General features: G+C 63.8%; 11 protein-coding genes. All 11 read left to right on the forward strand.

Going from position 1 to position 10,660, the window contains the following annotated elements; all coding sequences use genetic code 11:
• The first annotated feature begins 688 nt into the window (after positions 1 to 688).
• The 11 genes from LQ952_RS14115 to LQ952_RS14165 all read left to right on the forward strand — a co-directional run bounded on the left by LQ952_RS14115 (position 689) and on the right by LQ952_RS14165 (position 10,563).
• Entirely contained in the window at positions 689 to 1,141 is a 453-nt protein-coding gene (locus LQ952_RS14115) for a c-type cytochrome (protein ID WP_238623265.1), read from the forward strand.
• Between the two features lie 40 nt (positions 1,142 to 1,181).
• Positions 1,182 to 2,546: a cbb3-type cytochrome c oxidase subunit I gene (locus LQ952_RS14120; RefSeq protein ID WP_238623266.1), complete on the forward strand. Its 1,365-nt coding sequence runs from the start codon at positions 1,182 to 1,184 to the stop codon at positions 2,544 to 2,546.
• A complete protein-coding gene (locus LQ952_RS14125; protein WP_238623267.1) occupies positions 2,543 to 3,352 on the forward strand; it encodes a CbbQ/NirQ/NorQ/GpvN family protein in 810 nt (269 codons plus the stop codon). Before LQ952_RS14120 ends, LQ952_RS14125 begins: the two co-directional genes overlap by 4 nt.
• Positions 3,349 to 5,283, forward strand: a complete 1,935-nt coding sequence (locus LQ952_RS14130) for a nitric oxide reductase activation protein NorD (RefSeq protein WP_238623268.1) — start codon at positions 3,349 to 3,351, stop codon at positions 5,281 to 5,283. Before LQ952_RS14125 ends, LQ952_RS14130 begins: the two co-directional genes overlap by 4 nt.
• Before the next feature lie 119 nt (positions 5,284 to 5,402).
• A complete protein-coding gene (locus LQ952_RS15945) occupies positions 5,403 to 5,531 on the forward strand; it encodes a hypothetical protein (protein WP_274522032.1) in 129 nt (42 codons plus the stop codon).
• Between the two features lie 121 nt (positions 5,532 to 5,652).
• Positions 5,653 to 5,970: a BufA1 family periplasmic bufferin-type metallophore gene (locus LQ952_RS14135; protein WP_238623269.1), complete on the forward strand. Its 318-nt coding sequence runs from the start codon at positions 5,653 to 5,655 to the stop codon at positions 5,968 to 5,970.
• Positions 5,971 to 6,043: 73 nt separating this feature from the next.
• On the forward strand, positions 6,044 to 6,946 hold the full coding sequence (gene bufB / locus LQ952_RS14140) for an MNIO family bufferin maturase (protein ID WP_238623270.1): 903 nt from the start codon (positions 6,044 to 6,046) through the stop codon (positions 6,944 to 6,946).
• The gene (locus LQ952_RS14145) at positions 6,930 to 7,694 is read left to right on the forward strand and encodes an HvfC/BufC N-terminal domain-containing protein (RefSeq protein ID WP_238623271.1); all 765 of its coding nucleotides are present in this window, start codon (positions 6,930 to 6,932) and stop codon (positions 7,692 to 7,694) included. Before bufB ends, LQ952_RS14145 begins: the two co-directional genes overlap by 17 nt.
• A gap of 19 nt (positions 7,695 to 7,713) precedes the next feature.
• Positions 7,714 to 9,366 carry an ATP-binding protein gene (locus LQ952_RS14150; protein ID WP_238623272.1) on the forward strand — a complete coding sequence of 551 codons (1,653 nt, stop codon included), beginning with the start codon at positions 7,714 to 7,716 and terminating at the stop codon, positions 9,364 to 9,366.
• Positions 9,353 to 10,012: a response regulator transcription factor gene (locus tag LQ952_RS15950; RefSeq protein ID WP_274522033.1), complete on the forward strand. Its 660-nt coding sequence runs from the start codon at positions 9,353 to 9,355 to the stop codon at positions 10,010 to 10,012. Before LQ952_RS14150 ends, LQ952_RS15950 begins: the two co-directional genes overlap by 14 nt.
• Before the next feature lie 47 nt (positions 10,013 to 10,059).
• Positions 10,060 to 10,563, forward strand: coding sequence for a DoxX family protein (locus tag LQ952_RS14165; RefSeq protein WP_238623273.1), 504 nt, complete (start codon positions 10,060 to 10,062; stop codon positions 10,561 to 10,563).
• Positions 10,564 to 10,660 lie beyond the last annotated feature (97 nt).

The raw sequence follows: 10,660 nt of genomic DNA on the forward strand, positions 1-10,660 counted from the left end.
TCCTCCACTCCCCCTACAGAATCCCCACGCCGCCGGGGGCACAATCGGCCTCGCACCCGGATCGGCACCCCCACCCTGTTGACCGACCTAACCTTCCAATAAGGCAAATTGTTTCAATCCCGCACTGCGCCCGATAGCCGGGGGGAGTCGCCCCAGGGACTTCACCTCTTCATCACCACTCACACCCGCGCCGCTTGGCAATACGCTTGATCTTGGTTCATCCTTGATCCCGATTCTCCAGCCAAGGGCTTTTCATGGACGCCTCGGGTGAGTGTAGACCGTTCCCTCATGTGGTGGACACCTGTCTTCTGCTCACCGGGTTGTGGCAGGCCGGGGTGACTCCCCTGCGGGACATATCCCCTCGATGGACGCCGTCATGGAATGCGGAAGGGCTCAAAATTCATGGATGAATGCCATCAGGTGCCCTGAATGCCTGCTGGGTGCCGATCATCTGTCACACCGCGACGATCGTGCCACCACGGAGATGCAGGCAGGCTTCCTGAAACGGCCGGTTCTGTGGTGTAACGCACAGACAATGCACCAGAGCATTGTGTGGAATGCGCTTGACAATGACGCCATGTCCCGGACAGTGCACCACGCACATTGTCTCCTATGTCCCCGATTCGCCGTCTGCAAAGCCTGCGGCGCTGAGGCGTTGCTACGAACTCATGCCCCACGGGAGTCGGACATGATTGAGGGTCTCACTCGAAATGCCGCTCGCAACATCTTCTTCGGCGGGTCGCTGTTCTTCTTCCTGGTCTTCATCGGCCTGACCGCGCATAGCCACTACTACGTCGTCACGACATCCACCGACCATGCCGGTCTGACCGATTCGGTCAAGCATGGCAAACATATCTGGGAACAGAATTCCTGCATCAACTGCCATAGTCTGCTCGGTGAGGGGGCCTACTTTGCGCCCGAACTCGGAAACGTGTGGAAGCGTTACGGTGGCGAACACAGCCCAGCCGGTGCGCGCAATGCACTGAAGATCTGGATGCGGATCCAGCCGACCGGCATCGAGGGACGACGACAGATGCCGGGGTACGATTTCACCGAAGAAGAATTGGATGCGTTGATCGACTTCCTGGAATGGACCAGCCGAATCGATACGCAGGGCTGGCCGCCGAATATTTCCGGTTGAGCGCTGACGAGAATCTCATCCGCACCCAGGGGGGCAGGAAATGAGGTATCAAACCCAGAAAGTCGCCTATCCATTCTTTATTGCCGCGCTGGTGCTGTTTGCCGCACAGGTCATCTTCGGCGTGGTCGCCGGCGCCATCTACGTCTGGCCCAACCTGCTCAGCGAAGCCATGCCGTTTCACATCGTTCGCATGAGCCACACCAACCTGCTGATCGTGTGGCTGCTGATCGGTTTCTTCGGCGCAACCTATTACCTCCTGCCGGAAGAGGCGGAAACGGAGATCTACAGCCCGAATCTGGCCTATGTCCAGCTCGGGCTTTTCGTCTTTGCCGGCGCCGCGGCGCTGGTGGGTTACCAGTTCGGGATCCATGAGGGGCGCGAGTTCCTGGAACAGCCGTTGTGGGTCAAGATCCTGATGACCATCTCGTTTCTGATGTTTCTCTACAACGGCACCATGACGCTGATCAACGGTCGCAGGACCGCCATTTCGGTGGTGTTGATGATGGGGTTGTGGCTGGCGGCCATCTTCTGGCTGTTCGCGTTTTACAACCCGGCCAACCTGTCCCTGGACAAGATGTACTGGTGGTACGTGATACACCTGTGGGTCGAGGGCGTGTGGGGCCTGATCATGGCCTCGCTGCTGGCTTATCTCGTGATCAAGATGACCGGCGTCGACCGCGAGATCATCGAGAAATGGCTGTATGTCATCGTCGGGCTGGTGCTGTTTTCCGGGCTGCTGGGGACCGGCCACCACTACTACTGGATCGGCCTGCCGGGCTATTGGCAGCCTGTTGGCAGTTTCTTCTCGGCGCTGGAAGTGTTGCCATTGTTTGCCATGGTGATCTTCGTCTTCTACATGTTCTGGCGCGGCAGCCGGAACCATCCCAACAAGTCAGCCATCCTGTGGACACTGGGCTGCGCAGTGATGGCGTTCTTCGGCGCCGGCGTCTGGGGTTTCATGCACACCCTGTCGTTCGTCAACTATTACAGTCACGGCACGCAGATCACCGCGGCCCACGCTCATTTGGCGTTCTTCGGCGCCTACGTGATGCTCAACCTGGCGATCTTTTCCTACGCCCTGCCGCAGCTTCGCGGCAAGCAGCCGTATAACCAGGTGCTCAACATGTGGAGCTTCTGGCTGATGACCAGCGGCATGGCGTTCATGACCTTTGTCCTCACCTTCGCCGGCGTGATCCAGACCCACATGCAGCGTGTGGTCGGTCAGCGCTACATGGATGTCCAGGACGACCTGGGCCTGTTCTATACCATGCGCCTTGGGGCCGGCGTGGTCGTGGCCATCGCGGTGCTGATGTACATCTACGCGATGCTTGGGCCCGCGCGCGAGCAATTGCCCGCCGGTGCCCCGCACCTGGCTGCCGGGGGTGGCGTCAAAGGCCATCCATGAGTACCGAGCTCGCGCAGCCCGCAGCGGATAACGGGATCCCGTTCTACCGTGAAACCGGCTATGAATGCACACTGTTTGAAAAGGCCTTTGAGCAGCGTCTACCCTTGCTGCTCAAGGGGCCGACCGGCTGCGGCAAGACCCGCTTCGTGGCGCACATGGCCGCCCGGCTCGGGCGGCCGCTGTTTACTGTCTCCTGCCATGATGACCTGACCGCCGCCGACCTGACCGGCCGCCACCTGCTGATCGACGGCGAGACGCGCTGGGCGGATGGCCCGCTGACCCGGGCGGTGCGCGAAGGCGGCATCTGCTACCTCGACGAGGTGGTGGAGGCGCGCAAGGACGTCACCGTGGTCATGCATCCGCTCACCGACGACCGCCGCGTGCTGCCGCTGGAGCGCACCGGCGAACTGTTGCAGGCGCCGCCGGAGTTTATGCTGGTGGTCTCCTACAACCCCGGCTACCAGCACATCCTCAAATCGCTCAAGCCCAGTACACGCCAGCGCTTTATCGCGCTCACCTTCGATTTTCCGCCCCCCGAGATCGAGATCGAGATCGTCTCGACCGAAAGTGGTTTGTCGAAGGATTTGTGCGCCGGGTTGATCAACCTGGCCCAGCGAATCCGTGCGCTCAAGGGCCAGGACCTGGAAGAAGGTGTATCGACGCGCCTGCTGGTCTATTGCGCCACCCTGGTCCAGGCCGGCATGCCCATGGCGCGCGCCGCCCGTCACACCCTGATCGACCCGCTCAGCGACGAACCCGATGTCATCGCCGCGCTCGAGGAGCTGGTCGGGCACGCGTTCGGTTGACGGCCTGGTACGAATTCGAGGAGCACGTCGGCCGCTGGTGGCATCACTGGGCGGCCTCGGCGATCAGCTACCCCGAACACCCTGAAGCCGAAGTCCGTTTCGAAGACTTGCGCGATACGCTCGCGGTCTACTTTCGCGCCATGGGGGGCGGTCGGTCGCTGGCGTTGGTCACCGCCAGTGCGCAGGATTCCCGGCACCGGTTGACCCTGCGCCAGCGCCTGGGGCTGGAGGCCGAGCCGATGGAACGCGCTCGCCGCGACGCCGAGAACGTGGTGCTGCCGGCACGCATGGCGTTATTCCCGCAAGCCGCGCTGAACCGCGACGTGTACTTCTGGCTGGCCGCATTCCTGGCCGAGGTTCGCCAACTGCCGGCGCCCACCGATCCGCTTCAATACGACCTGATCGAGATTGCCGAGGCAGCCCGCGCAAGCGATGCACTGTGCGAACGCCTTCCCGGGCTCGCGGTCCGTTACCGGCGGCTCTGCGCTGTCCTCCTGGACATGCGCCCCAAACGCGCCCTACCGCCCATCGAAGCCGACGTCGAGGCGCTGATCCGGCACCTGTTGGGTCAATCGGATGCACTGGTATCACCCGGCAGGCTGCTGCGCAGGATTGTTGCGGGTGAAGAACTGGCCAGGTATGGCGCGCCAAGCGGCTACCGCCCGCCCCTACCGGTGCCCCTGTGGGGGTATGCCTGGACAGACGAGACCACCTCGCCGGCCGCGTCGCAGTCCGATCCCGAGATTGACCAGGAGGCGGCCAGCGACTCCGATGGCGTCCGGCGCAAGGCCGAGCGGCGCCGCCTGGATCAGACCGAGCGCGATGATCCGCTGATGCTCAACCCCTTCGAGAAGATGCTGTCGTGGTCCGAGATGGTCAACGTCAATCGGCCGATCGACGATAATCAGGAAGACGACGCGCGTCAGGCCGCCGACCAGCTCGAACGCATCACCGTGACCCAACACGAGCGCAAGGCCGCGTCGCGGCTGAAGATGGAGTTGGAGCTTGCCGGCACGGACGTCGACGCGTCACCGCTGAGCGCCCCCAGGACCTACCCGGAGTGGCACTACCGAAAGAACCGGTACTTGGAAGAGTACTGCGCCGTCTATGCCCAAATCGCGCCGGAAATGGCCCCCAACGGCGAACCAGGCGCAGCGCCGGACGCCGAGACGCGCCGGCGCATCAACCGCGTTCGGCGGCAGTTCGAGGCGCTTAGGCCCAGGCGCGAACTGCAGCACCACCACGTGGACGGCGATGAGATCGACCTGGATGCACTCGTCCAGTCGATCGCCGAGCGTGCTGCCGGCGGACACCCCTCGGAGAACGTCTACCTGCGCTGGCGCGACCAAACGCGCGATCTGGCCGTGGCCACACTGGTGGATGTGTCGTTATCGACCGATGCCTGGGTGGAGGATCGCCGGGTGCTGGATGTGGAAAAAGAGGCGCTGCTGGCACTGGCACACGGCGTTCAGGCCTGCGGCGATGATCAGGCGATCTACACGTTCACCTCGCGCCGGCGCCATCGCGTGGACATTCGGCAGATCAAGGGTTTCGAGGAGCCGGTGACGGCTGCCACGGAGCGCCGCATCGCCGCACTGGAACCGGGCCTTTACACGCGCATGGGCGCGGCGATACGCCACGTGGCCGGAGAGCTTGGCCGACGCCCGAACCGGCACCGGCTGCTGCTGGTGCTGACCGATGGCAAGCCCAACGACACCGATCACTACGAGGGCCGCTTCGCCGTGGAAGACACCCGCATGGCGGTGCGGGAGGCGCGGCGCGAGGGCTTGGCCGTATTTGGCGTGACCATCGATGCCGAGGCCCGCCAGTACTTTCCAGCCATCTTCGACCGCTCGGGCTACGCCATCGTGACCCGTCCGGCCGGCCTGGCCAACGCGCTGCCACTGTTGTACCGGCAACTGATTCGTTGATCGCCGGTAAATGCCTGACCTCTACGCCCGATGCCTTCCGATCCTCAAAGTCGCACAGCCAGGCCTTCAACGGTCCGTAGTACGCATCCAACGCAGATAGGATGTGAACCGGTTGTTCAGTGGCACTGGCCACGGTGGTGGACGCGTACCTCTCGCCCATCCTCAAGCGCTACGCCGATCAGGTGGCCTCGAAGCTTGGCGACACCTGTCTGGTGTTCATGACCGGCAGGATGCCCACTGCGCGATGAGTGTGAGCGATCTACGTATTCCTACGCATTACCCCTTCCGGTCGTGCCCCCTAATCTAATCGCAAGCCTGGACCAAGACCCAGGCCCCGCGAGCCCTCTTCATTGATTAAGGAGCACGACCATGACCCAGAAGACCACCCCATCCCTCTCCACCGCCAGCGTGGCCGGTGCCTTTGCACTGGCCGTGGCTAGCGCCATGGTTGCGCCAAGCGCGGCGGCGTCGTCGTCCACCATGGAAAAATGCTACGGTGTTTCACCCGCCGGGGAAAATGACTGCGCCGCCGGACCCGGCACGTCCTGCTCAGGGACCTCCACCCAAGACTACCAGGGCAATGCCTGGACCCTGGTGCCTACCGGCACGTGTGAAGACATTGAGCTGCCGGGCGACCGACAAGGCAGCCTGGAGCCACTGGACCGGGACCTGCCGAGGCAGTCCTGAGATACCGGCCCTGACCCCATCGTGACATCGCTACCGCAGGGACGCGGTACTCTGATCCGTCGCAGGAGGTTCCATGTCTGATCTGACGCCCCCCCTGACATTGGCCGGCCCTGATGCCGTCCCCCGATCCGCCGGTGTAGGGCTCAAGCCAGCCCATTATCGGACGATCCTTGAACAGGGGCCCGACATGGGTTGGTTCGAGATCCACGCCGAGAATTACATGGGCGCCGGAGGGCCACCCCATCGATATCTGACCGCCATCCGCGAGCGCTATCCCTTGTCCGTTCATGGTGTGGGTCTGTCCATTGGCGGCGCGCGGGCGCTGGACCGCCGGCATCTCAGCCGCCTGGCCGATCTGGTCCGTCGCTACCGTCCGGGACTGTTTTCAGAACACCTGGCCTGGTCCACTCACTCCAGTGGATTCCTGAACGACCTGCTGCCCCTGCCCTACACCGACGAGACCCTGAATCGGGTCTGCCGCCACATTGATCAGGTGCAGGAGGTGCTCGGACAACGCCTGCTGCTGGAGAATCCTTCCACCTACGTTCACCTGGCCGACAGCACGATCAGCGAGGTGCAGTTTCTCGACGCCGTGTCGCATCGCACCGGCTGCGGCTTGCTGCTGGATGTGAATAATGTCCAGGTGTGCGCCACCAACCATGGGTTTGAGGCCCAGGCGTATCTGGATGCGTTCCCCATGAATCGGGTGACCGAGATCCATGTGGCCGGCCACGACCAGCAACAGGACGACGAAGGCCGGCCCCTGCTGATCGACACCCATGACCGCCCGGCTACCGACGGCGTGTGGCAGTTGCTGGAACACACCCTGACCCTCACCGGTCCCTTGCCCGTGCTGATCGAGTGGGACAACGACATCCCTTCATGGTCGGCCTTGTTCGATGAGTCCCGCAGGGCCCAGCGCCTGCTGGATCGGCACATCCAGCATCCGGAGGCGGGCCATGCCCTCGCAAGCTGAATACGAGGCCGATTTCGTGCAGGCCCTGCGCCAGCCACGGATACCGCCGCCCGCAGGTGTGCGCCACCCTGGATCTCAACCGCCGGCGCTGCGCTTTGGCGTCTATCGCAACAATGTCCACGTCAGCCTGGTAGAGGCCGTGACCCGACTCTATCCCGTGGTGCAGCGTCTGGTGGGAGAAGCATTCTTTCAGGCCGTTGCACGCCGCTTTGTGGGGCAGGTGCTGCCCGACAGCCCGGTGCTGATCGACTACGGGGAGACGTTTCCCGACTTTCTCGACCACTTTGAACCCGCCGCTCGCCTGCCCTATCTTGGCGATGTGGCCCGCATCGAGTGGGCCTGGCACCGTGCCTATCATGCCCAGGACCAAACACCCCTGCCACCGCAGGCCCTGGCCCGAATACCCCCCGCGCAAGTAGGACACCTGCGTCTTGGATTGCATCCATCCCTGCAGGTACTGGACTCCCCCTGGCCGGCGCTTTCCATCTGGCATACCAATCGCCACGATGCCCAGGTGAGACGTATCGATCGGGACAGCGGCGGTGAGGCCACCCTTGTCTGCCGACCCGATATGGAGGTCCTGGTCTGCGCTGTTCCCCTGGGCACGGCGGCCTTGGTACGGACCCTGAGCACGGGGGCCAAGCTGGAACAGGCGACCACCCAGGCTGTGGAACAGCCCGGTTTCAATCTGCAAACCAGCCTTGTGGCGCTGCTGAGCAGCGGCGGCATCACTGCGTTTCGATTCTGACGGGACCAGGCCCATGCACATGAATACATTCTCCCCCTCCCTGACCCGACGCTACTGGCGCCGGGTGGTGTCGATCAGCGGCATGGGCCTGTTACTGCGCAGCCTGATGCTCATCACCCTCTACTATGCGGTAGGCATGTGGGGGTTTGTCTTCACCCCGGATGCCCACGGTATTCCGCTGGTATGGCCCGCCACGGGCGTGGGACTGGCCTTCGTGTTTCTCTATGGCTACGGGATGCTGCCCGCCGTGGGCGTTGCCTCCGCCCTGATCACCTGGCAGTTCACTTCAGCAGCGGTTCCCCTGCTCGAATCGGTCGGGATCGTCGCGGCCACGGTCGCGGGTGTGGCCCTGGGCGGGTACCTGCTGCGGCGCCTGACCATGAGGCCGCGACTGGACCGGTTGCGGGATGTGTGGCTGTTGCTGAGCGTTGGCGCCGTGGCGGCATCGGGACTGGCCGCCCTGGCTGGGGCCTGGGGTATGGCCGTTGGCATGGATGACGTGCGGTTCAGCCAGACCTGGTGGCTGTGCTGGGTGGCAGACCTCATGGGACTGGTGCTGGTGGCCCCGGCCCTGATCACCTGGCTGGGTGCGCCCACGCGCCTGCCGGGATCAGTGCGGCTCGCGGCCCTGGCGCTGGGCCTCGCCATTACCGGCATCACCACCCTGGTGTACTCCGGCATACTGCCTGCCATGGTGGCGATGCCACTCTCCTACGCAGTGTTCCCGCTCATCATGCTGGCGGCCGTACGCTGCCCGATTCAGATCACCTCAGGGCTGATCCTGATCACCGGTGCCATTGCCTTGTCGGGAACCGGCTGGGGTCTGGGTCCTTTCGCTGACATGGGTCTGGGCGAGAGCCTGTTGTCCCTCAATGCCCAGTTGGCCCTGCTGGTCCTGACCGGACTGGTACTCAATGCCCTGAGCCATGAGCGCGCGGCGGCAGAAGCCCGGGCGCGCCAGTACCTGGAGGATCTCGCCCGCGCCGGACGACTGAGCACGCTGGGCGAGTTGTCCTCCAGTCTGGCCCATGAACTCAACCAGCCATTGTGTGCCCTCTCCAGCTATGCCCAGGCCTGCAAACGCCTGCTGGCCCGAGGCAAAATGGAAGACCTTCAGGAGGCGCTGGGTCAACTCGACGCCGGCGCCCATCGGGCCGCCGAAACGGTGCGCCAGATGCGGGCCTTTGCGGCCGGCCAGACCCCCGAGCAACAACCGGTGTCGCCCCGTGATCTGGTCCACCCGGTCCTTGAACTGCTGCGACCGGAGCTGAATCGACGCCACATCCGACTGGAAGTGGACCTTCCCGACACGCTGCCCAGGGTCTCGGTGGTCCCCCTGCAGGTGGAGCAGATCCTGATCAATCTGCTGCGTAATGCCATGGATGCCGTCCACGGCCTGAGACCGGCGCGCATCGATCTTCAGGTGGCATCCACCCGCGAGGGCGTGACCATGACCGTCACCGACACCGGACCGGGCATTCCGCCGGAGCGGCTGGCACGGCTCTTCGATCCCTTTGCCACCTGGAAGGAAGGGGGATTGGGCTTGGGTCTCTCCATCAGCCGATCCCTGGTCGAGGCCCACGGTGGTCGGTTGATCGCGCGCAACCGGCCCGAAGGCGGCGCCGAATTTCATTTCACTCTCCCCTTGGAGACTCACCATGCCAACCCATAAACCCCATATTCATCTCGTGGATGACGATCCGGATGTGCGCGCCGGGGTGAGCCTGCTGCTCAAGAGCGAGGACTTTCATGTCCGCGCCTTTGCCGATGCCCAGGCGGTGCTCGACTTCGTGACACCTCAAACGCCCGGTTGCCTGATCCTGGATGTGCGTCTGCCGGACATGGATGGACTCACCTTGCAGCGCCGGCTCAAGGAACAGGACATCCGCATGCCCATCGTGTTCATCACCGGCCATGGGGACATCCCCATGGCGGTACGGGCACTGAGTGAAGGGGCCCTGGATTTCCTGGAAAAGCCCTTTGGCGACCAGGCGCTACTGGAAGCAGTCAGCCATGCCCTGGAACGGGATGCCGAGCAGCGGGCCGGCGCCCAAGAAGTCGCCCACCTGCAAGCGCGGCTCGACGCACTGACCCCACGGGAGCGTGACGTTCTGGAGGGTCTGCTGGATGGCCAACCCAACAAGCTCATCGCCCGGGATCTGGATGTGAGCGTGCGCACCGTGGAGATCCATCGCAGCAATCTCATGCAGAAGATGGGGGCCAAGAGTGCATCCCACCTGGCTCGGTTGGCCCTGGCCTGCAGCGAGTATCAACACCGTCTGCTGCCGACGACCATCAATGAAAAGTCCCTGTCCTGAGCCGAGACGCGCCGGCGACGGGTGGCCCCTAGCAGAGGAGAGTGCCCATGAACACGTCCATCCACCCTGCGGGCAGATCAACCGGTCAGACCCTGATGCGGCTGATCGATGCCAGCACGCGGGGGTTCCAGTATCTGCCCGCCTCGCTGCCGGCCCTGCTGCTGCGTATCGCCGTGGCCATCCCCTTCTGGCGATCAGGGCTCACCAAGTGGGACGGCCTGCAACTCTCCCCGGGGGCACGCTGGCTGTTCGAGCACGAGTTTCAGCTGCACCTGCTGGGCAACACCTATCCCATGCCCCTACCCGTTCTCAGTGTGTATCTGGCCGCCATGGGTGAAATCCTGCTGCCGATCCTGCTGATCCTGGGGCTGGGCACCCGTTTTGCGGCCCTGGGGCTGTTATTGATGACCGTGGTCATCCAGCTGACCATTCCCGATGCATGGGCCACGCACCATTTACCCTGGGCCGCCATGCTGCTGGCCATCATGACCTGGGGGCCGGGAAGGGCCTCCCTGGATCATGCCCTGGCGCGGTGGTACCGCAGCCCATGACAGGCTGGAACCGGCAATGGCTGGTACGCGGGATCCTGCTGGCGTTGACATCCTCCCCTCCCTCTCGCTGATGCTCGCCGCCCGAGGGCGGAAACGA

The sequence above is a fragment of the Ectothiorhodospira lacustris genome (assembly GCF_022227785.1).
Taxonomy (GTDB): domain Bacteria; phylum Pseudomonadota; class Gammaproteobacteria; order Ectothiorhodospirales; family Ectothiorhodospiraceae; genus Ectothiorhodospira; species Ectothiorhodospira lacustris.

Coding starts and splice junctions, on each gene's coding strand:
- LQ952_RS14115 (WP_238623265.1), top strand. CDS start 689: ATGATTGAGGGTCTCACTCGAAATGCCGCTCGCAACATCTTCTTCGGC.
- LQ952_RS14120 (WP_238623266.1), top strand. CDS start 1,182: ATGAGGTATCAAACCCAGAAAGTCGCCTATCCATTCTTTATTGCCGCG.
- LQ952_RS14125 (WP_238623267.1), top strand. CDS start 2,543: ATGAGTACCGAGCTCGCGCAGCCCGCAGCGGATAACGGGATCCCGTTC.
- LQ952_RS14135 (WP_238623269.1), top strand. CDS start 5,653: ATGACCCAGAAGACCACCCCATCCCTCTCCACCGCCAGCGTGGCCGGT.
- bufB (WP_238623270.1), top strand. CDS start 6,044: ATGTCTGATCTGACGCCCCCCCTGACATTGGCCGGCCCTGATGCCGTC.
- LQ952_RS14145 (WP_238623271.1), top strand. CDS start 6,930: ATGCCCTCGCAAGCTGAATACGAGGCCGATTTCGTGCAGGCCCTGCGC.
- LQ952_RS14150 (WP_238623272.1), top strand. CDS start 7,714: ATGAATACATTCTCCCCCTCCCTGACCCGACGCTACTGGCGCCGGGTG.
- LQ952_RS15950 (WP_274522033.1), top strand. CDS start 9,353: ATGCCAACCCATAAACCCCATATTCATCTCGTGGATGACGATCCGGAT.
- LQ952_RS14165 (WP_238623273.1), top strand. CDS start 10,060: ATGAACACGTCCATCCACCCTGCGGGCAGATCAACCGGTCAGACCCTG.